Raw genomic sequence first — 22,951 nt, 5'->3', positions numbered from 1 at the left:
CTCGGTCGGGGGTCGAAGGCGCGGACGCTGCCCAGCGTAGCCGCCGGTCAGCGGCGCGCCGAGGCCAGCTTGTCGAGCCGGGCGGCCAGGACGGAGCCCATCGCGCGGACGGGTCCGGGCTCCATGAGCGCGTGGTGCTCGGCGTCGACCGGGTGGTCCTCGACGACGCCGTCCACGAGCGGGCCCCAGTTCTCGGCGGCGCCGGGGTCGCCGTCCTTGCGGCCGCGCATCGCGGTGAAGAACAGCACGTCGCCGCCGAACCGGCCGGGGATGTACTCCTCGGCCTGCCGGATCCCGTTGGCGTAGTTGGCGTAGACGTTGCGCAGGCTCCGCTCGTCGAGGGTGGCGAGGGCGTCGCCGCGTTCGGCGAGCGCGGCCATGATGCGCGGGACGTCCGGTTCGCCGTTCTCGTCGGCCATCGACGCGTCGATGCCGATGCCGCCGAGCAGTTCGGGCAGCACCTCGCGGCGCTCGGAGTTCAGGTCGAGCCCGTTGTAGGAGTCGATCATGGTGAGCAGCGCGACCTCCTCCCCCGCGGCCTGGAGGCGGCAGCCGATCTCGTAGGCGATGAGGCCGCCGAGGGACCAGCCCGCCAGGTGGTACGGGCCGTGCGGCTGGACGGCGCGGATCTGCCCGACGTAGTCGGCGGCCATCTCCTGGACGGAGCCGGGCAGCGCGTCCTCGGTGAACGCGCGGGCCTGGAGGCCGTAGACGGGCTGGTCGGGGCCGAGGTACCGCTGGAACTGGAAGTAGCCCCAGGCCAGGCCGCCCGCCGGGTGGACGAAGAACAGCGGCGGCCGGGAGCCCTCGGTGCGGATCGGCAGCATGACCTCGAAGCCGAGGCCGCGCGCGGCGTCGTCCAGCTCGTCCAGGCGGGCGAGGGCCTCGACGGTCTGGTGGGTGAACACGTCGCGGGGCGTCAGCTCGATCCCGGCCTGCGCGGCGCGGGTGACGAGCCTGAGCGCGGTGACGCTGTCGCCGCCGAGTTCGAAGAAGCTGACGTCCGCGCCGACGCTTTCCAGCCCGAGCGCGTCCGCGACGGCCCGGCACAGCGCCTCCTCGCGCTCGGTGCGCGGCGGGCGCCCGGCGGCGGCCCCGGCGAGGTCGGGGGCGGGCAGGGCGCGCCGGTCGAGCTTGCCGTTGGGGCCGGTGGGCAGGGTGGGGAGCGCGACGAACGCGGCGGGGACCATGTACTCGGGGAGCCGCGCGGCGGCGTGGGCGCGGAGTTCGGCGGCGGTCGGCGCGTCCGGCCCGGCGGGGACGACGTAGGCGACGAGCCGCTTCACCCCGCCGTCGCTCCGGACGACGGCGGCGGCGTGCGCGAGGCCGGGGTGCGCGGCGAGGGCGCTCTCGACCTCGCCCAGCTCGATGCGGAACCCGCGGATCTTGACCTGGAAGTCGACGCGCTCGACGTACTCCAGCGTCCCGTCCGGGCGGCGGCGCAGCAGGTCGCCGGTGCGGTACATGCGGTCGCCGGGCGCGCCGAACGGGTCCGCGACGAACCGCTGCGCGGTGAGGCCGGGCCGGTGCAGGTAGCCGCGGCCGAGTCCGGCCCCGGCGACGTACGCCTCGCCGGTGACGCCGGGCGGGACGGGCCGCAGCGCCGCGTCCAGCACGTACACGCGGACGGCGTCGATCGGGAACCCGAGGACGGGCGCCTGCTCGGCGGGGTCGGCGAGGGCGTCGCGCATCGCGACGATCGTGCTGTAGGTGGTCGCCTCGGTCGGCCCGTAGACGTTGCCGACGGCGGTGTCCGGGCAGGCGGCGAGCACCTTGCGCATCGCGGCGACCGATCCGGCCTCGCCGCCGGTGAGGACTTCGCGGAGCCCGGCGAACGTCTCGGGGGCCTCTTCGGCGACGAGGTTGAACAGGGTCGTGGTGATGAACAGGCCCGTCACGTCGTGGTCGGCGACGAGCCGCCGGAGCGTCGCGGCGTCCACGCGGCCGGGCGGCGCGACGACGCTGGTGCCGCCCGCGAGGATCGGGGCCCACAGCTCGTAGGTGGACGCGTCGAACGCGTGCGGGGAGTGGACGAGGACGCGGTCGTGCGCGCCCGTGCGCATCCAGCCGTCCGTCGCGAGGTCCACGACGTCGCGGTGGGTGAGCATCGAGCCCTTCGGGAGCCCGGTGGAACCCGAGGTGAACATCACGTACGCGAGTTGTTCGGGGTGGTCGGGGACGCCGGGGTCGGTGCCGGGCTGCGCGGCCGTCTCCGGATCGTCGTCGACGACCAGGACCGTCGCGGCGGTGGAGATCCCGGCGACGCGCTCGCGGGTGGCGGAGTCCACGAGCAGGACGGGCGCGTCCACCTCGTCCACGGCCCACTGCACGCGGTCGGCGGGGAAGCTCTCGTGGATCGGGGCGTACGCGCCGCCCGCCTTGAGGATGGCGAGCGTCGCGACGATGACGTCCGCCGACCGCTCGACCAGCATCGCGACGCGGGAGTCGCGGCGGACGCCGAGGCCGATGAGGCGGTGCGCGAGGCGGTTGGCGCGCTCGTCCAGCTCGGCGAACGTCAGGGTCTCGCCGCCCGCGACCTCGACGGCGGGCGCGTCCGGGCGGTCCGCGACGAGCGCGCGGAACCGGCCGGTGATGGTGCGCGGCTCCGCGGTGTCCTGCGGTCCGCCCTGCCAGGTGCTCAGCAGCAGGTCGCGTTCCTCGGGGTCGAGGGTGTCGACGCGGCCGAGCGGTTCGTCGGGCCGGTGCGCGACGGCGTCCAGGACGCGCAGCAGCCGCCGCATCACGGTCTCGGCGGCGGCGGCGTCGAACAGGTCCGTCCGGTGGTCGATCCGCAGCGACAGCCGCTCGCCGGGGACGGCGGCGAGCGCCAGCGGGTAGTGCGAGGCGTCGTAGCCGCCGACGCCGTGCAGGGTGAGGCCGCCGAGGTCGGTGCCCGCGCCGCCGTCCTCCAGCGCCGGGTCGAACGGGTAGTTCTCCAGGACGGTCATGGTGTCGAACAGCGTCCCGGTCGCGGCGAGCCGCTGGACGTCGGCCAGGCCGAGGTGGTGGTGCGGCAGCAGGTCGGCCTGCTCGCGCTGGAGGCGGGCGAGGGCCTGCGCGACGGTCGCGGCCGGGTCGAGGCGGACGCGGATCGGCAGCGTGTTGATGAACAGCCCGATCATCTGCTCGACGCCGGGCAGCTCGGCGGGCCGCCCGGACACGGCCGCGCCGAACACGACGTCGGCGCGGCCGGTGAGGTGCCCGAGCACGGTCCCCCACGCGAGCTGCAGGACGGTGCTGAGCGTGACGCCGTGCGCGCGGGCGCGGGCGGTGAGCGCGGCCGTCAGCTCCGGGTCGAGCAGGCGGCGGACGCGGCCGGGCTCGGTGCCGGGCTCCGGCTCGGGCGCGCCGGGCGCGACGAGGGTGGGCTCGTCCACCCCGGCGAGCGCGGCCCGCCAGGCGTCCTCGGCGGCGGCGCGGTCCTGCCGGGCGAGCCAGGCGAGGTAGTCCTTGTAGGGCGCGACGCGCGGCATGCCGGTGTCGTCGCCGCCGGTCAGGTACAGCGCGAACAGCTCGGTCTGGAGGACCGGCGTGGACCAGCCGTCCAGCAGGATGTGGTGGTTCGTGAAGACCATCCGGTGCCGGTCGGGGGCGAGGCGCACCAGCGTGTACCGCAGCAGCGGCGGCCTGGCCATGTCGAAGCCGCGCGCCCGCTCGCGGTCCGCGATCTCGGCGGCGGCCTCCTCCGGGTCGGGGCGGTCGGAGACGTCGATCTCCTCCCACGGGACGCGGACGCGGCGGTGGATCACCTGGACGGGCGTGCCGTCCTTGCGCTGGCGGAATCCGGCGCGCAGGTTCGCGTGCCGGGCCAGGACCGTCTCGGCGGCGGCGCGGAGCCGGTCGGCGTCCAGGCCGCCGCGCAGTTCGAGCACGAGCTGCGCGGTGTAGACGTCGCCGTCGTCGTAGCGGGCGTGGAAGAACAGGCCCTGCTGGAGCGGCGACAGCGGCCAGACGTCCTGGAGCTGCGACTGCTTCTTCGGTTCGGCCATCAGTCCAGGTCCCATTCGTCGTCGAGTTCGGCGGCCAGCGCGTCGATCTCGTCCTGGTCGAGGTCGACCAGCGCGAGGTCGGAGGGGGTGAACCCGCCCACCGGGCCGTCCGCGCCGCCGGAGACGTGCGCGACCAGGCCGCGCAGCGCCGCCGTCCAGCGGTCCGCGAGCGCCCCGATCTCGGCGGGGTCGAACAGGCCGCCCGCGTACGTCCAGGTCGCGGACAGCTCGGGGCCGCCGGGCAGGTCGCGGGTGTGGGCGTTGACCTCGATCGCGTGGACGAGCGCGAGCGCGTCGTCCTGGCCGCCGGCGAGCGCGTCGGACTCGGCCGCCGGGGCCCAGTCCGCGCCGCCGTCGCTCGCGGCGGTGCGGCCGAGGTAGTTGAACGCGAGCTGCGGGGCGGGCGCGGCGAGCCGGTCGGCCGTCGCGGGGTTGAGGCGGCGGAGCAGGCCGTGGCCGATCCCGTTGTCGGGGATCTCGCGGAGCTGCTCCTTGACGCGCTTGAGCGCGGTGCCGAGGGCGGGGCCGCCCGCCTCGACCTCGGCGCGGTCGACCGTCCCGGCGTCCACGCGGACGGGGAAGATCGAGGTGAACCAGCCGACCGTGCGGGACAGGTCCGCGCCGGGGACGATCTCCTCGCGGCCGTGGCCCTCCAGGTCGAGCAGGACGGCCGTGTCGTCGCCCGTGGGACTCGGGCCGCGCTCGCGCCGCCAGTCCGCGACGGCCAGCGCGAGCGCGGTGAGCAGGACGTCGTTGACGCGCCCGTGGAACGCGGCGGGCACGTCGGTGAGCAGCGGCCCGGTGACGTCGGCGGGCAGCTCGACGGTCAGGTGCCGCGCGGTGCCGAACGTGTCGCGGGCCGGGTCGAGCGGCCGGGCGGCCAGCGCCGGGTCGGGCGTGGCCTGGACGTCCGCCCACAGCTCGGCCTCGGCGGCGCGGGCCGGGTCGGTCGCGGCGGCGGTGAGCCGCTGCGCCCAGCGCCGGAACGACGTCGGGACGGGTTCGAGGGCCGCGCCGGACCAGGCCGCGACGAGGTCGGGCAGCAGCACGCGCCAGGACACGCCGTCCACGACGAGGTGGTGCAGCGTGAGCAGCAGGCGGCCGGACGCCTCCGGTCCCGCGTCGAACCAGACGAGCCGGGCGTTGCGCCCGGCGGCGGGGTCGAGCGCGCGGCGCGCGGCCAGGGACTCGTCGTGCAGGACGGCGCGGAGCGCGTCGCCGGTCAGGCCCGCGACGTCCACCCGGCGGACGAGCGCCGCCGCGTCGGCCGAGCCGGGCGGCGGGATCTCGAACCGGCCGTCCGCCGCGCGCATCCGCAGCGCGTCGTGGTGGTCCAGGACGGTCTGGAGCGCGGCGGCGAGCCGGTCCTCGCCGAGTCCGGGCGGGACCTGGAGCAGCATCCGCTGGCTGTAGTCGTCGGTCGGGCCGGACAGTTCGGTGAACCAGTGCAGGATCGGCGTGGGCGGGACGGGGCCGAGGGCCGCGCCGGGCGGTTCGACCTCGACGGCTTCGTCCTCGCCGACCGGCCGGGCGATGCGCGCCAGTTCCTCGACGGTCTGGTGCTGGAACACGTCGCGCGGCGAGATCACCAACCCCGACTGGCGCGCCCGCGAAACCAACTGGATGGCGATGATCGAGTCACCGCCGAGATCGAAGAACCCGTCGTCCGCGCCGACCCGCTCCAGGCCCAGGACTTCGGCGAAGAGGCCCGCGAGTGTTTCCTCCTCCGGGGTGCTCGGCGTCCGCGCCGAGGTCCCGGCCGCGAAGTCCGGGGCGGGCAGCGCGCGGCGGTCGAGCTTGCCGTTCGGGGTGAGCGGGAGGGCGTCGAGCGGCACGACGGTCGCGGGGACCATGTAGTCCGCGAGGTCGCGGGCGGCGAACCGGCGCAGTTCGCGGGCGTCGAGCGCCGCGCCCTCGGCGGGCACGGCGTAGGCGACGAGGCGCTTGTCGCCGGGGCGGTCCTCGCGGACGACGACGGCGACGTCGCTCACCGCGTCGTGGCGGGCCAGGACCGCCTCGATCTCGCCCGGCTCGATCCGGAAGCCGCGCAACTGGACCTGCTGGTCCGAGCGGCCCAGGTATTCGAGCTGACCGGACGTGTTCCAGCGCGCGAGGTCGCCGGTGCGGTACATGCGCGTGCCGGGCTTGCCGTGCGGGTCCGCGACGAACCGCTGCGCGGTCAGGTCGGGCCGGTTGAGGTAGCCGAGCGCGAGGCCCGCGCCCGCGACGTACATTTCGCCCACGACGCCCGCCGGGACGGGCTGCAGCCGCTCGTCCAGCACGTAAACACGCAGGTCGGGGATGCCCGCGCCGATGACGCTGCCGGAGGCGGACGCCGCGTGCTCGCGGTCCAGCGCCAGGTAGGTGACGTGGACGGTCGTCTCGGTGATGCCGTACATGTTGACCAGGCGCGGCGCGTCGTCGGCGTGGCGGGAGTACCAGTCCTCCAGACGGCCCGGTTCCAGCGCCTCGCCGCCGAACACGACGTAGCGCAGCGCGAGATCCAGGCCGGGATTGTCCCGGTCCGCAGCCATGAGCTGGTAGAACGCGGACGGCGTCTGGTTCAGCACGGTCACGCGCTCGGCGGCCAGCAGCTTGAGGAAGTCTTCCGGCGACCGCGACACCAGGTACGGCACGACGACCAGGCGGCCGCCGTACAGCAGCGGCCCCCACAGCTCCCACACCGAGAAATCGAACGCGTAGCTGTGGAAAAGCGTCCACACGTCGTCCGCGCCGAACCCGAACCACGGCTCGGTCGAGCGCAGCAGCCGGATCACGTTGGCGTGCGGGACGACGACGCCCTTGGGGCGGCCCGTCGAACCCGAGGTGTAGATGACGTACGCGGGGTCGCCCGGCACCGGTCCCGGGAGCGGCGTCGCGGGGTGGCCGGCCTCGGGCCGCTCGTCCAGCAGCAGGCGCGGGACGTCGCCGGGCAGCGCGTCCGCCGCGTCCGCCGTCGTGAGGGCGAGCACGGGCGCGGAGTCCGCGAGCATGTACGCGATGCGGTCCGCCGGATAATCCGGATCGACCGGAACGTACGCGGCCCCGGACTTCAGGACGCCGAGGATCGCCACGACGAGGTCCGCCGAGCGCGGCAGCGCCAGCGCGACGAACGAGCCGCGCCCCACGCCCTTGTCCGCGAGCAGGTGCGCGAGGCGGTTCGACCGCTCCTCGACCTGCGCGTACGTGAGCGTCGCGTCCTCGAACGTGACGGCGGGGGCGTCCGGCCGGGCCGCCGCGCGGGCGGCGAACGCGGCCGGGATCGTGTCCTCCCCGAGCGCGGGCGCGAACCCGGCGGGCAGGCCGGGTCCGGCGGGCCAGCGGCGCAGCAGCGTGCGGCGCTCGGCGCGGTCGAGGATCTCGGCGGTGCCGACGGGCGCGTCCGGTTCGGCGAGCAGTTCCCCGACGAGCCGGACGAACCGGTCGGCGAGGCGCTGCGCGGTGTCTGCGTCGAACAGGTCGAGCGCGTACTCCAGGTTCGCCTCGATCCCGGCGGGCACGCCGTCGTCGTGGCGTTCCTCCAGGTAGAGGGACAGGTCGTACTTGGCGGTGCCGAGCGGCATCGTCTCGGGGCCGCCGGTGAGGCCGTCCATCTCCAGGACGGCCTCGGGGTTGTTCTGGAACGACAGCGCGACCTGGAACAGCGGGTGCCGGGCCAGGGACCGGGCCGGGTTCAGGACTTCCACGAGGCGTTCGAAGGGGATGTCCTGGTGCGCGTAGGCGGCCAGGTCCGCCTCCTTGACGCGCGCGACCAGTTCGCGGAACGACGGGTCGCCGGACGTGTCCGTGCGCAGGACGAGCATGTTGACGAACATGCCGACCAGATCGTCCAGCGCCTCGTCGGTGCGGCCCGCGATGGGCGACCCGACCGGCACGTCCGTGCCCGCGCCGAGCCGCGTCAGCAGCGCCGCGAACGCGGCCTGCGCGACCATGAACAGGCTCGCGCCGCTCTCCCGCGCGAGGGCCAGGAGCCCGGCGTGCAGGTCGGCGTCCAGGCGGAACGGGACCGTCGCGCCCCGGTAGGACGCCCGCGCGGGGCGGGGCCGGTCGGCGGGCAGCGGCAGTTCCTCCGGAAGGCCCGCCAGGGCGTCCGTCCAGAACGCGAGCTGGGTCGCGGCGACGCTGCCCGGGTCGTCCTCGGCGCCGAGGAGGTCCCGCTGCCACAGCGTGTAGTCGGCGTACTGCACCGGCAGCGGCGACCACGCGGGCGCGCGGCCTTCCGCGCGCTCGGCGTAGGCGACGATCACGTCGCGGGCCAGCGGCGCCATCGACCAGCCGTCCCCGGCGATGTGGTGCAGGACGAGCAGCACGACGTGCTCGTCGGGCGCGAGCCGGAACAGCCGCGCGCGCAGCGGCGGCTCCACCGACAGGTCGAAGCCCTCCCCCACGGCGGCGGCGAGCGCGGCGGGCAGCGCGGCCTCGGCCGTCGCCACGACGGTCAGCGGCGGGCGCGCGGTCTCGGCGGGCAGGACGAGCTGGCGCGGCGTGCCGCCGGACTCGGGGAACACCGTCCGCAGCGGCTCGTGCCGCGCGACGACGTCGCCGAGCGCCGCGTCCAGCGCGGCGGCGTCGAGCGCGCCGCGCAGCCGCAGCGCGACCGGCATGTTGAACGTCGCGGACGGCCCCTCGAACCGGTTGAGGAACCACAGCCGCTGCTGCGCGTACGACAGCGGGACCGGATCGGGGCGGACGGCCGGGACCAGCGGCGGCCGGGCCGTCCCGGCGGCCTCGTCGAGCCGCGCGGCCAGGCCCGCGACGGTCGGGGCCTCGAACAGCGCCCGCACCGGCAGCTCCACGCCGAACGCGGTCCGGACCCGGCTGACCAGGCGCGTCGCGGTGAGCGAGTCGCCGCCGAGGGCGAAGAACCCGTCGCCCGCGCCGACGCGGGCGACGCCGAGGACGTCGGCGAACAGCCCGCACAGGATCTCCTCCTGCGGCGAGCGCGGGCCGCGCCCGACCGTCGCGGCGGCGTCCGGCTCGGGCAGCGCGCGGCGGTCGGTCTTGCCGCTGACGGTCAGCGGCAGCGCGTCCAGCGCGGTGACGGTCGCGGGGACCATGTGGTCGGGCAGCCGCTCGGCGAGCGCGCGGCGCAGGGCCGCGGTGTCCAGGGCCGTCCCGGACTCGGGGACGGCGTAGGCGGCGAGGCGGCCGTCGCGGACGACGGCGGCGGCCTGCGCGACGCCCGGCAGCGCCGTCAGCGCGCTCTCGACCTCGCCCAGCTCGATCCGGAACCCGCGGATCTTCACCTGGTCGTCGGCGCGGCCCAGGTACTCCACGATCCGCGCGCCGTCCGGCCCGGCGACCTGGCGGACGAGGTCGCCCGTCCGGTACATGCGCGCGCCGGGCGCGCCGAACGGGTCGGCGGTGAACCGCTCGGCGGTCAGGCCCGGCCGGTCGTGGTAGCCGCGCGCGAGCTGCGGCCCCGCCAGGTACAGCTCGCCCGCGACGCCGGGCGGGACCGGCTGGAGCGCCGCGTCCAGGACGTAGGCGCGCGCGCCGGGGTGCGGCGCGCCGATCGCGGGCCGGTCGGCGGCGGCGAACGGCAGGTTCATGACGTCGACCGCGGACTCGGTCGGGCCGTAGAAGTTGCGGGCGGCGACGCCGGGCAGGGCGCGCAGCTCGTCCCACAGCGCGGGATCGACGGCCTCGCCGCCGAGCAGCAGGTGCGCGGGCAGGTGGCGGCCGTCGGGGTCGAGCAGCCCGGACTCGCGCAGCGACCGCAGGTGCGACGGCGTGGTGTTGATCAGGTCGATGCGCGCGGCGTCCACGTACGCGGCGAACGCCTCGACGTCGCGCCGGGTGGCGTCGTCGACGAGGTGGAGTTCGTGGCCGTGGTACATCCATAGAAGGCCCATCCACGACGTGTCGAACGAGAACGACGCGAGGTGCGCGAAGCGGAGCCGCCGCCCGCCCGCCGCCGCGACGGCCGGGTCGAAGAACGCGGTCCGGTGCGCCTCGTAGTAGGCGAGGACGGCCGAGTGCGGGACCGCGACGCCCTTCGGGCGGCCGGTGGACCCGGACGTGTAGATGACGTACGCGGTGTTCTCCGGCCCGGCGGCGTTCTCCGGCGGGGCCGCGTCGGGCAGCGGGTCGTCCAGGGACAGGCGGCCGGGCGCGTCCGGCGCGAGGCCGCCGGCGGTGACGGTCGCGACGGGCCGCGCGTCGGCCAGCATGTCCGCGACGCGGTCGGCCGGGTACTCGGGGTCCACCGGCACGTACGCCGCGCCCGCGCGGTGCGCGGCGAGGACGGCGACGACCAGGTCCGGGACGCGCGGCAGCACGATCGCGACGCGCTCCTCCGGGCCCGCGCCGCGCGCGGCGAGCGCGGCGGCGAGCCGTCCGGCGCGGGCGTCCAGCTCGGCGTAGGTGAGCGCGGCGTCCCCGGCGACGAGCGCGACGGCGCCGGGCGTCGCGGCGGCGCGTTCGGCGAACAGGTCCGCGAGCGTGCCGGGGCGGCCGACCGCGCCGGTGTCGTTCCAGTCCGCGAGGGCGGCCAGGTCGTCGGGCCCGGCGAGGGGCAGCGCGCCGATCGGCGTCGCGGGGTCGGCGGCGACGGCCTCCAGCACGCGCCGGACGCGCGCCAGCAGCGCGTCCGCGAGGTCGGCGGTGTAGACGTCGGGCCGGTAGTGCAGCCGGAGCTGGAGCCCGTCGCCGGTCGGCGCGGCGACGAACGACAGCGGGAAGTGCGTCGCGTCGTAGGCGTCGGCGGCGGTGATGCGGACGCCGTTCAGCGACCCGTCCATCGCGTCCGGGTCGAACGGGTAGTTCTCCAGGACCGTCATCGTGTCGAACAGCGCGCCGCCGTGCCCGGCCGCGCGCTGGATGTCGGTGAGGCCGAGGTGGTGGTGCGGCAGCAGGTCGGTCTGCTCGTCCTGGAGGCGTTCCAGCAGGTCGCCCAAAGACTCGCCGGGGCGGAACCGGACGCGGACCGGGAGCGTGTTGATGAACAGCCCGATCATCTCCTCGACGCCGGGCAGCTCCGGCGGGCGGCCGGAGACCGTCGCGCCGAACACCACGTCGTCGCGGCCGAGGACCCGGCCGAGCACGACGCCCCACGCGGCCTGCAGCACGGTCGACAGCGTCGCGCCGTGCCGCCGCGCGACGCGCGTCAGCTTCTTGGCGAGCCGGCCGTCGAGCGCGGCGGCGGCCCGCTCCGGCGGGACCGGCGGCAGGCCCGCCGCCTCCGGCGCGACCAGGCTCGGCTCCGCGACGCCGTCGAGCGCGGCCCGCCACGCGGCGCGGGCCGCGTCGCGGTCCTGCCCGGCGAGCCACGCCAGGTAGTTCTTGTACGGCGTGACGCGCGGCATGCCGGTGTCGTGGCCGCCCTGCACGTACAGCGCGAACAGCTCCGTCGCGAGGACGGGCGTGGACCAGCCGTCCAGCAGGATGTGGTGGTGGGTGAAGACGAGCCGGTGCTCGTCCGGCCCCAGCCGCACCAGCGTGAACCGCAGCAGCGGCGGCTCGGTCACCGGGAACGGCCGGACGCGCTCGCGGGCGACGACGGCGTCCGCCTCCGCGCGATCCGCGACGACTACCTCCTCCCACGGCAGTTCGACCGAGCGCGGGATCACCTGGACGGGCTTGGACAGGTTCTCGTGCCAGAACGCGGCGCGCAGGTTCGGGTGCCGCCGCAGCAGCGTCGCGGCGGCGGTGCGCAGCGCGGCGGCGTCCAGCGGCCCGGCGAGGTCGAGGACGAGCTGCGCGGTGTAGACGTCACCGGAATCCGTGCCGGCGTCGAAGACGGCATGGAAGAAGAACCCCTGCTGCAGCGGCGACAGCGGCAGGATGTCCTCAAGGTCCCCCCGGTTCAATCTCTGTTCCTCCACGCGCTCTGCAGGCTGTCGATCTCGGTCTGGTCCAGCTCGACCAGCAGGTCGGACGGGGTGAACGCGCCGCCGCCGTCGCCGCCCGCGGCGACGTGGGCGGCCAGGCCGCGCAGCGCCGCGAACCAGGCGTCGGCGAGGTCGCGGACGTCGGCCTCGGCGAGCAGGCCGTCCGGCCACGTCCACGTCGCGGACAGCCGCGGGCCGTCGGCGAGGTCGCGGGTGATGGCGTTGACCTCGACGGCGTGCGCCATCGGCATCCGCGGGTCCTCCCCGGCGGGCGGCTCCTCGGGGGCGAGGCTCCAGTCCTCGCCCGCCGCGCCGGGCGCGACGCGGCCGAGGTAGTTGAAGGCGAGCTGCGCGGGCGGCAGTTCGGCCAGCTCCTCGGCGGCGTCCTCGGTGAGGTACCGCAGCAGGCCGTAGCCGATCCCGTTGCGGGGGACGGCGCGGAGCTGCTCCTTGACGCGCTTGACCGCGCCGCCGACGGCCGCGCCGCCGCGCGTCACCTCGGCCCAGTCGGCGGGCCCGGCGTCCAGGCGGACGGGGAAGATCGAGGTGAACCAGCCGACCGTGCGGGACAGGTCCACGCCGGGCACGGCCTCCTCCTCGCGGCCGTGGCCCTCGAGGTCGAGCAGGACGCCCGTGCCGCGCCCGCCCCGGTGCCGCCGCCACTGCGCGACGGCGAGGGCGAGGCCGGTGAGCAGCACGTCGTTGACGCGGCCGTGGAACGCGGCGGGCACGTCGGCCAGCAGCGGCCCGGTGACGTCGGCGGGCAGCTCGACGGTGAGGGACGCGGCGCGGCCCGCGATGTCCACGCGCGGGTCCAGGGCGCGGTCGGCGAGGCGCTGCGGCGGGCCGTCCACCAGGTCCAGCCAGGTGTCCAGCTCGGCGGCGAGGTCGTCGCCGGAGGCGAGGGCGGTGAGCTTGTGCGCCCAGCGGCGGAACGACGTCGGGACGGGTTCGGGGTCCGCGCCCGCCCACGCCGCGACGAGGTCGGGCAGCAGCACGCGCCACGACACGCCGTCCACGACGAGGTGGTGCAGGACGACGAGCAGGCGGCCGCGCGCGTCGCCCGCGTCGAACCAGACGACCTGCGCGGTCGTCCCGGCGACCGGGTCGATCCGGTCGCGGGCGGCGGCGGCCTGTTCGGCGAGGACGGCGGCGAACTTGTCGGCGTCGAGTCCGGCGACGTCCACGCGGGTGACGAGCGGTCCGGCGGGGACGTCCCCGGCGGGCCGGACGACGGGCCGCCACGCGTCGTCGTCGACGTCCAGGCGGAGGCGGAGCATCGCGTGCCGGTCCAGCACGGTCCGCACCGCGCCGACGAGGTCGTCGGCGGACAGGCCGGGCGGCGTGACGAGCGACGTGGCTTGTGTGAACGCCGAGACCAGCGAGGCGTCGCCGGACACGCGGTCGCGCAGCCACGCGACGATCGGCGTGACGGGGACCGGGCCCTCGTCCGCGCCGGGCGGCTCGGTCTCGACGGCCTCGTCCTCGCCGACGGGGCGGGCGATCCGGGCCAGTTCCTCGACGGTCTGGTGCTGGAACACGTCGCGCGGCGAGATCACCAGGCCCGACTGGCGCGCCCGCGAAACCAACTGGATGGCGATGATCGAGTCACCGCCGAGATCGAAGAACCCGTCGTCCGCGCCGACCCGCTCCAAGCCCAGGACTTCGGCGAACAGGCCCGCGAGCGTCTCTTCCTCGGCCGTGCCCGGCGCCCGGCCGGACACCGCGACGGCGAGGTCGGGGGCGGGCAGCGCGCGGCGGTCGAGCTTGCCGTTCACGGTCAGCGGCAGCGCGTCCAGTTCGACCACGTTCGCCGGGACCATGTAGTCGGGCAGGTCGCGGGCGGCGAACGCGCGCAGCTCGCGGGCGTCGGCCGCCGCGCCCTCGGCGGGGACGACGTAGGCGACCAGGCGCTTGTCGCCGGGCCGGTCCTCGCGGACGACGACGGCGACGTCCGCCACCGACGCGTGCCGCGCCAGCGCGGCCTCGATCTCGCCCGGCTCGATCCGGAAACCGCGCAACTGGACCTGCTGGTCCGAGCGACCCAGGTATTCGAGGGTTCCGTCCGGGAGCCACCGGCCGACGTCGCCCGTCCGGTACATCCGGGTGCCGGGCGCGCCGTACGGGTCCGCGACGAACCGCTCGGCGGACAGGCCGGGCCGGTTCAGGTAGCCGCGCGCCAGGCCCGCGCCCGCGACGTACAGGTCACCGGTGACGCCCGCCGGGACGGGCTGCAGCCGCCCGTCCAGCACGTAGACGCGGAGGTCCGGGATAGCGGTCCCGATCACACTCCCGCGCGCGGCCGTAGCGTATTCGCGGTCCAGTGCGATGTAGGAGACGTGGACTGTCGTTTCGGTGATGCCGTACATGTTGACCAGGCGCGGCGCGTCGTCGGCATGCCGGGAGTACCAGTCCTCCAGACGGCCCAGTTCGAGCGCTTCACCGCCGAACACGACGTGGCGCAGCGCCAGGTCGAGGCCCGGATTGTCCCGGTCCGCAGCCATGAGCTGGTAGAACGCGGACGGCGTCTGGTTGAGGACCGTCACGCGCTCGGCGGCCAGGAGCTTCAGGAAGTCCTCCGGCGACCGCGACACCAGGTACGGCACGACGACGAGACGGCCGCCGTACAGCAGCGAGCCCCACAGCTCCCAGACCGTGAAGTCGAACGCGTAGCTGTGGAAAAGCGTCCACACGTCGTCCGGGCCGAAGTCGAACCGGTCGTGCGTCGCCGACAGCAGCCGCGTGACGTTGCGGTGCGGGACGACGACGCCCTTGGGGCGGCCCGTCGAACCCGACGTGTAGATGACGTACGCGGGGTGGTCGGGGCGCAGCGGCGCGGTGCGCTCGGCGTCGGTCAGGTTCGCGTCCAGGTCCGCGTCCGGGCCGTCGCCGGCGTCGGTGAGCAGGACGCGCGGCAGCCCGTCCGGCAGCGCGGCGTCCGCGCCGGGCACGGTGACGGCGAGCGCGGGCGCGGCGTCCGCGAGCATGTAGGCGATGCGGTCCGCCGGATAGTCCGGGTCCACCGGGACGTACGCGGCACCGGCCTTGAGCACGCCGAGGATCGCGACGACCAGGTCCGCCGAGCGCGGCAGCGCCAGCGCGACGAACGTCTCCGGACCGGCCCCGGCGGCGGCGAGCCGCCGCGCGAGCCGGTTCGCGGCCGCGTTGACCTGCGCGTACGTCAGGGTCGCGCCCTCGAAGGTGACGGCCGGGGCGTCCGGGCGCTCGGCCGCGCGCGCCTCGAAGAGTTCGGTGACCGTGGTGGACGAGGCCGTCGTGGCTGAACCCGGCGCGGCCGTGCCGCCCGCCCAGGAGCCGAGGATCGTCGCCCGCTCGGCCGGGTCGAGGACGTCCGGCGCGCCGATCGGCGCGTCCGGGTCCGCGAGCAGCGCCGCCAGGAAGCGCTCGAACCGCGCGACGAGCGCGCGCGCCGTCGCCGGGTCGTACAGGTCGAGGGCGTACTCCAGCTCGCCGTCGAGCCCGCCGCCGTCCGGCCGCTCGGTGAGGACCATGAGCAGGTCGAACCGGGCGACGCCCGCGTGCAGCGGCTCGGGTTCGGCGGTGAAGCCGGGCAGCTCGACCCGGGCCTCGGGGTTGTTCTGGAACGTCAGCCCGACCTGGAACAGCGGGTGGCGGCCCAGGTGGCGCGGCGGGTTCAGGACCTCCACCAGGCGCTCGAACGGGACGTCCTGGTGGGCGTACGCCGCGAGGTCCGTCTCCTTGACGCGCGCGACCAGCTCGCGGAACGTCGGGTCGCCCGAGGTGTCGGTGCGGAACACCAGCATGTTGACGAAGTTTCCGACGAGGTCGTCCAGCGCCTCGTCGGTGCGGCCCGCGATGGGCGACCCGACCGGCACGTCCGTGCCCGCGCCGAGCCGCGTCAGCAGCGCCGCGAACGCGGCCTGCGCGACCATGAACGGGCTCGCGCCGGTCGCGCGGGCGAGCGCGAGCAGCGCGGCGTGCGCGTCGGCGCCGAGCGCGAACCGCTCGGTCGCGCCCCGGTACGACGCCTCGGCGGGCCGGGGCCGGTCGGTGGGCAGCGGCAGTTCCTCGGGCAGCCCGGCCAGGGCGTCCGTCCAGTACGCGAGCTGGCGGGAGATGAGGCTGTCCGGGTCGTCCTCGGAGCCGAACAGCTCGCGCTGCCACAGCGTGTAGTCGGCGTACTGCACCGGCAGCGGCGACCAGCGCGGCTCGCGCCCGGCCGCGCGCTCGACGTACGCGCCGATGAGGTCGCGGGCCAGCGGCGCCATCGACCAGCCGTCGCCCGCCACGTGGTGCAGGAGCAGCAGCAGGACGTGCTCGTCGTCGGCGAGCCGGAACAGGTCCGCGCGCAGCGGCGGCTCGGCGGTGACGTCGAAGGTGTAGCCCGCCGCCGTGCCGAGCCGGACGGGCAGGTCCCGCTCCGTCGCGTCCGTGACGCGCAGCTCCGGCCGGGCCGCCGCCGCGTCGAGCACCACCTGCCGGGGGACGCCGCCGGTGTCGGGCAGGACCGTGCGCAGCGCCTCGTGCCGGGCGACGACGTCCCCGAGCGCGGCGCGCAGCGCGGCCAGGTCCAGCGCGCCCCGGACGCGCAGCGCGACCGGCACGTTGTACGTCGCGGACGGCCCCTCGAACCGGTGCAGGAACCACAGCCGCTGCTGCGCGTACGACAGCGGCACCTCGGCGGGCCGCTCCCGGGCGGTCAGCGCGGGCCGCGCCGGGCCCGCCGCGCCCGACCCGCCCGCCAGCGCGGTCAGGCCCGCGACGGTCGGGGCCTCGAACAGCGCCCGCACCGGCAGCTCGACGCCGAGCGCGCGCCGCACCCGGCTGACGATCCGCATCGCGACCAGCGAGTTGCCGCCCAGCTCGAAGAAGTCGTCGTCGATCCCGACCCGGTCCGCGCCGAGCAGTTCGGCGAACACGGCCGCGACCGCCGCCTCCCGCTCGTCGCGCGGCGCGCGGTACTCGCGCAGCGGGACGGTCAGCACCGGGCGCGGCAGGGCCTTGGTGTCGATCTTGCCGTTGGGGGTCAGCGGCATCTCGTCCAGGACGACGACCGCCGAGGGGACCATCGAGTCCGGCAGGTTCGCGCGGGCGTGCGCGCGGATCTCGTCGGGGTCCAGCACCGCGCCGGGCTGCGCGACGACGTAGGCGACGAGCTTCTTCACGGTGCGCGGCGCGGGCGCGGGCAGCGCGGGCTCCCGCGCGGCGAGCGCGGCGAACCGCTCGCGCAGCCCGACGTCCACGCCGCCGAGGCCGGCGACGGGCCGGTCCGGGTCCGCGACGACGGCCTCGATCACGCCGAGCAGCGCCGCGACCAGCGCGTCGGCGGTCGCGCGGTCGAACACGTCCGTCCGGAACCCGAGCCGCAGCTGCAGCCGCTCCCCCGGCACCGCGTCGAGCGTCAGCGGGTAGTGGGTGGCGTCGAGCAGGTCCGCGCCGGTGAGCCGCGCGCCGCCGAACTCGGCGTCCAGCAGCGACGCGTCCAGCGGGTAGTTCTCGAACACCGTCATCGTGTCGAACAGCGCGCCCGCGCCGGTCTCGCGCTGGATGTCGGCGAGGCCGTGGTGGTGGTGGCCGAGCAGGTCGGCCTGCTCGGCCTGGAGGCGGGCGAGGAACGCGGCGGCGGTCTCGTCGTCGCGGACGCGGACCCGCACCGGGAGCGTGTTGATGAACAGCCCGACGATCCGCTCGACGCCGGGCAGCTCCGGCGGGCGGCCGGACACCGTCGCGCCGAACACCACGTCGTCGCGGCCGAGCAGGCGGGCCAGCAGCAGGCCCCACGCGCCCTGCACGACGGTGTTGACGGTGACGCCGCGCGCGCGGGCGGCGGCGGTGAGCCCGGCCGACAGGCCCGCGGGCAGCAGGACCTTGACCTTCTCCGGCAGGCCGGGCGCGGCCGGCGCGGCGGCCGGGGCGACCAGCGTGCCCCGGTCCAGCCCGGCCAGCGACCGCGCCCACGCGGCGCGCGCCTCGGCCGGGTCCTGCCGGGCGAGCCACGCCAAGTGCTCGCGGTAGCCGGGGGCGCGCGGCGGCTCGTGGCCCTCGTACAGGGCGAGCAGTTCGGCGGCGAGCGACGGCATCGACCAGCCGTCGAGCACGATGTGGTGGAACGTCAGGACCAGGCGGTGGCGGTCCGCGCCGAGGCGGGCGAGGACGAACCGCAGGAACGGCGGGCGGGCCAGGTCGAAGCGGCGGGCCCGCTCGGCGCGCAGGAGTCCGGTGGCCGCGTCGTCGTCGGGGACGTCGGTCTCGCGCCACAGGCCGGGCGCGTCGGAGACGTCCGCGAGGACGACCTGCACCGGCTCGCCGTCGGCCGTCTGGGTGAACGCGGTCCGCAGCGCCGGGTGGCGGCCGGGCAGGGCCAGGGCGGCGGCGCGCAGCGCGGCGGCGTCCAGGTCGCCCGCGAAGTCCAGGACGAGCTGGCCGGTGTAGACGTCGGTGCTGTCGGCGTCGAGCAGCGAGTGGAAGTACAGGCCCTGCTGGAGCGGGGCGAGCGGCCAGACGTCGGTGAGCGTGGGCCAGGCGCGCTCCAGTTCGGCGACGTCGGCGTCGTCCAGCGCGACGAGCGGGAAGTCCGAGGGCGTGTGCCCGCCCTCGTCCGCCGCGCCCGCGAGCGCGCGCAGCTCGGCGAACCAGCGGTCGGCGAGGTCGCGGACGTCGGCCTCGGTGAGCAGGCGGCCCGCGTAGGTCCAGGTCACCGACAGGCGCGGGCCGTCCGGCCCGTCCTGGGCGACCGCGTCCACCGCGAGGGCGTGGCCGAGCGGCATCGCGCCGTCCGCGCCGCCGCCGAGCGCGCCGGGCTCCGCCGCGACGCTCCAGTCGCCGTCGCCGCCCTCGACGCGGCCGAGGTAGTTGACGACGACGTCCGGCTCGCGGCGAGCGGCCAGCTCGTCGGCCGTCCCCGCGTTCAGGTACCGCAGCAGGCCGTAGCCGATCCCGTTGTCCGGGATCGCGCGCAGCGCCTCCTTGACGCGCTTGACGGCCGTGCCGGGCGAGCCCGTCCCGGGGTCGAGCAGCACCGGGTACTTGCTGGTGAACCAGCCGACCGTGCGGGACAGGTCCGCGCCCGCGAGCGCGCCGGACGCGGCGTCCTCGCGGCCGTGGCCCTCCAGGTCCACCAGGACGGGCCCGGTCGCGCCGCCGCGCGCGGCCCGCCAGCCCGCGAGCGCGCGGGCGAACCCGGCGAGCAGGACGTCGGCGGGGCGGCCGTGGAACGCGGCGGGGACGCTGGTGAGCAGCGCGCCGGTCGTCGCGGCGTCCAGGTCGGCGGTGTACCGCCCGGCGGTGGCGTGGGTGTCGGCGGACGGGTCGAGGGGGCCCGTGCCGAGACCCGCGCCGCCGTCGAGGACGCCGCGCCACAGGTCGAGCTCCCCGGTGCGCGACCCGGCCTCGACTTCGAGGCGCTGCGCCCAGCGGCGCAGCGGCGTGCCGACCGGATCGAGCCGCGGCGCGCCGCCGGATGCCAGCGCCGCCCACGCGGCGACCAGGTCGGGCAGCAGGACGCGCCAGGACACGCCGTCCACGGCGAAGTGGTGGACGACGAGCAGCAGGCGGCCCGCCGCGTCGCCCGCGTCCAGCCAGACGAGCTGCGCGTTGACCCCGGCGGCCGGGTCGAGGCGGTCGCGGGCGGCGGCCAGCTCCGTCTCGACGGTCGCGGCGAGCGCCGCGTCGGACAGGCCCGCGACGTCGGCGCGGCGGACGCACGCGGCGGCGTCCGCGGAACCCGGCGCGGGGATGTGCAGCGTCCCGTCCGGGCGCGCGACGAGCCGCAGCGCGTCGTGGTGGTCGAGCACCGCGCGCAGCGCACCCGTCAGCGGCTCGACGCCGAGCCCGGCGGGCGTGCGCAGCAGGACGCTCTGGCTGAACCCGCCGAACGGGCCGCCGCGCTCGCGCAGCCAGCGCAGGATCGGGGTGGCCGGGACGTCGCCGAGCGCGGCGTCCGGGCCGTCCGGCGCGGCGCCGGCGTCCTGCGCGGGCCGCGCGACGGCGGCCAGCTCGTCCACGGTCGGCCGCTGGAACACCTCGCGCGGCGAGATCAGCAGGCCCGCGCTCCGCGCCCGCGACACCAGCCGCATCGCGATGATCGAGTCGCCGCCGAGGTCGAAGAACCCGTCGTCGACGCCGACCCGCTCCACCCCGAGGATGTCGGCGAACAGGCCGCACAGCGTCTCCTCGACGGGGGTGCGCGGCGCGCGGTACGGGCGGCCCGCGCCGGACGCGGCCGCGTAGTCGGGGGCGGGCAGCGCGCGCTGGTCCAGCTTGCCGTTGGCGGTGAGCGGCAGCGCGTCCAGTTCCACGATCGCGGCCGGGACCATGTACTCGGGCAGCGCGGCGGCGACGGCGCGGCGCAGCTCGCGCGCGTCAGTGGGACCGTGGTCCGGATCGGGGACGACGTAGCCGACGAGCCGCCGCGACCCCGGCCCGTCCGCGCGCGCGACGACGGCCGCGCGCGCCACCGACGGCTGCGCCGTCAGCGCCTTCTCGATCTCGCCCAGCTCGATGCGGAACCCGCGGATCTTCACCTGCTGGTCGGCGCGGCCGACGTACTCCAGCGCGCCGTCGGCGTTCCAGCGCGCGAGGTCGCCGGTCCGGTACATGCGCTCGCCGGGCGCGCCGAACGGGCACGCCGTGAACGCCCCGGCGGTCAGGCCGGGCCGGTTCAGGTAGCCGCGCGCCAGGCCCGAGCCCGCCAGGTACAGCTCGCCGGTGACGCCGGGCGGGACGGGCCGCAGCGCCGCGTCCAGCACGTACGCGCGGGTGTCGTCCAGCGGCGTGCCGATCGGGACGGTCCGCAGCGCCTCGACGTCCACGCCGCGCAGCGCATGCTCCAGCGCGTACGTCGTCGCCTCGGTCGGCCCGTACACGTTCGCGACGGCCGTGTCCGGACACGCGGCGACGACGCGGGCGAGCGCCGCCGGGGACGCCGCCTCCCCGCCGGTCTGCAGCACGCGCAGCGACGCGAACGCGGCGGGCCGCTCGGCGGCGACCAGGTTGAACAGCGACGTGGTGATGAACATCCGGGTGGCGCGGCCCTCGGCCACGACCCGCTCGACCTCGGCCGCGTCCATCGCGCCGGGCGGCGGCACGACGACGGTCCCGCCGCCGAGCAGCGGCGCGTACATCTCCAGCGTGGACGCGTCGAACGCGTGCGGCGAGTGCATGAGGTGCCGGTCGCCGGGGCCCTCGGCGAGCCGCCGGTCGGTGGCCAGCTCCACGACGGCGGCGTGCGTCGCGCCGACCGCCTTCGGCGTGCCCGTCGAACCGGAGGTGAAGATCGCGTAGGCGAGCGTGTCCGGGTGGACGGTCGCGGCGGGCGGATCGGCGGGCCGCTCCGCCCACGGGTCGTCGTCCAGGACCAGGACGGCGACGCCCGCGTGCGCGGCGTCCGCGAGCCACGGCCGGTCCGCGAGCGTCGCGCGGTCGCAGACCAGCACCCGCACGCCGGTGTCGCGCAGCAGCCACGCGACCCGCTCGGCGGGGAACGCGTGGTGGACCGGGACGTAGTGGCCGCCGGTCTTCAGGACGGCCAGCGACGCGGTGACGACGTCCGGCGACCGCTCCAGCAGCGTCGCGACGGGCGTCTCCGGGCCCGCGCCGAGTTCCGCGAGGCGGTGCGCGAGCCGGTTCGCGCGCGCGTCCAGCTCCGCGTAGGTCAGCGGCGGCGCGGCGGGCTCCCCGGCGGGCGGGACCGCCACGACGGCGGGCGCGTCCGGGTCGGCGGCGACGCGGGCGGCGAACGCGTCCAGGACCGTCGCCGGGCGGCGGTCCGTCGCGGTCGCGTTCCAGCCGGTGACGACGGCCGTGCGCTCGGCGTCGTCCAGGAGTTCCAGGTCCCCGACGCGGGACGCCGGGTCGGCGGCGGCCATCGCGTGCAGGAACCGGACGTGCCGCGCGTGGTGCGCGGCGATCTCGTCGGCCGTGTAGAGCTCGGGGTGCCCGTCGAGGTCGATGCGGGTTCCGCGCCCGTCGAGGCCGTCGTGGATGTTGAACGCGACGTCCTCAGTGAGGCCGAGCGCGAGCGGGTGGGCCCGGCCGGTCGCGCCCGCGAAGTCCGCCGTGTAGTCGAACGGCATGATGTTGACGACCGCGCCGTACAGGCGGCGGCGCTCCCCGAGCAGCTTCAGGTCGCGCAGCAGGTCCTCCAGGCGGTACCGCTGGTGGCGCAGGGCGCGGGCGGTGGCGCGGGAGACGGTGCGGGTCAGCTCGTCCAGCGTCAGGCCGGGGTCGACGCGGACCCGCAGCGGGACGATGTTGGACATCATCGTCGGGGTGCGGCGGGCGAGGTCGGTGGTGCGGCCCGTCACCGCGAGGCCGAGGACGACGTCGGGGTCGCCGGTGACGCGCGCCATGTACGCGGCGGTCGCGGCGATGGCCAGGCCGGGCGTGGCGGTGCGCAGCCGCCGGGCGGCGGCGGCCAGGCCGCCGCTGGCGGCGGGGTCCAGGGTCGTGCTGCTGCGGACGAAGTCCATCGTCGGCGCGGCCGTCCGGTCCGACAGGCCGGTGATCTCCGGGAGGTCCGCGAACCGCTCGGTCCAGTACGCGCGGTCCTTGGCGAACCGCTCCCCCGCCCGGTACTCGGCCTCCTCGGCGAGCAGCGCCCGGTAGTCGCCGCGCTCCTCGAAGACGTACTCCCCGCCGCCCGCCAGCAGCGTGTAGAGCTCGCCCATCCGGCTGTTGACGAGCGAGCCGCCGAACCCGTCGACCGTGATGTGGTGCGCCCGCAGGTACCAGAAGTGCCGCTCCGGGCCGAGGCGCAGCACGGCGAGGTGGTGCAGGCGCTCGCCGAGCAGGTCCATCGGGCGCGCCATGTCCGCGCGCATCCACGCGCGCGCCGCCGCCTCCGGGTCCGGTTCCGCGGAGAAGTCGGTGAGCAGGATCGGCGTCTCGGGATCATCCGGAATGACCTGGAAAGGAACGCCGTCGCGCTCGGTCAGCCGCATCTGCAGGCTGGGGAACTCGGCCGCCGCCAGGCGTCCGATCTCGTCGAAGAGACGCGGGTCGAGAGGCCCCTCGATCTCGATGTACTGCGCGATGCAGATCGGCACCTCGGGGGTGAGCTGCTGCGCGTACCAGACGCTCTGCTGAGCGGCGGAGAGAGGAACGTACTCGGAGGACGACATCAAGCGGTACTTTCCCGGTCGAGGAGGT

At 76.3% G+C, this 22,951-nt stretch carries 3 protein-coding genes; all 3 read right to left on the bottom strand.

Going from position 1 to position 22,951, the window contains the following annotated elements:
• Nucleotides 1–47: 47 nt before the first annotated feature.
• Genes G339_RS0127610 through G339_RS0127600 form a run of 3 tightly spaced genes read right to left on the bottom strand, consistent with a single transcriptional unit; the run spans nucleotide 48 to nucleotide 22,923 of the window.
• Entirely contained in the window at nucleotides 48–3,989 is a 3,942-nt protein-coding gene (locus tag G339_RS0127610; protein ID WP_019634301.1) for an amino acid adenylation domain-containing protein, read from the bottom strand.
• Nucleotides 3,989–11,800 (bottom strand): non-ribosomal peptide synthetase, encoded by a 7,812-nt coding sequence (locus G339_RS0127605; RefSeq protein ID WP_020722883.1) that lies wholly within the window; start codon nucleotides 11,798–11,800, stop codon nucleotides 3,989–3,991. Before G339_RS0127605 ends, G339_RS0127610 begins: the two co-directional genes overlap by 1 nt.
• Nucleotides 11,797–22,923: a non-ribosomal peptide synthetase gene (locus tag G339_RS0127600; protein WP_020722882.1), complete on the bottom strand. Its 11,127-nt coding sequence runs from the start codon at nucleotides 22,921–22,923 to the stop codon at nucleotides 11,797–11,799. The genes G339_RS0127605 and G339_RS0127600 overlap by 4 nt, the downstream gene beginning before the upstream one ends.
• Nucleotides 22,924–22,951 lie beyond the last annotated feature (28 nt).

The organism is Actinomadura atramentaria DSM 43919 (assembly GCF_000381885.1).
Lineage (GTDB): Bacteria > Actinomycetota > Actinomycetes > Streptosporangiales > Streptosporangiaceae > Spirillospora > Spirillospora atramentaria.
The sequence above is the reverse complement of the archived record's forward strand: the minus strand, read 5'-3'. Positions and strand labels throughout refer to the sequence as shown.

What these genes read in the sequence shown, in the direction of transcription:
- G339_RS0127610 (WP_019634301.1), bottom strand. Translation starts at nt 3,989, where the DNA reads ATGGCCGAACCGAAGAAGCAGTCGCAGCTCCAGGACGTCTGGCCGCTG.
- G339_RS0127600 (WP_020722882.1), bottom strand. Translation starts at nt 22,923, where the DNA reads ATGTCGTCCTCCGAGTACGTTCCTCTCTCCGCCGCTCAGCAGAGCGTC.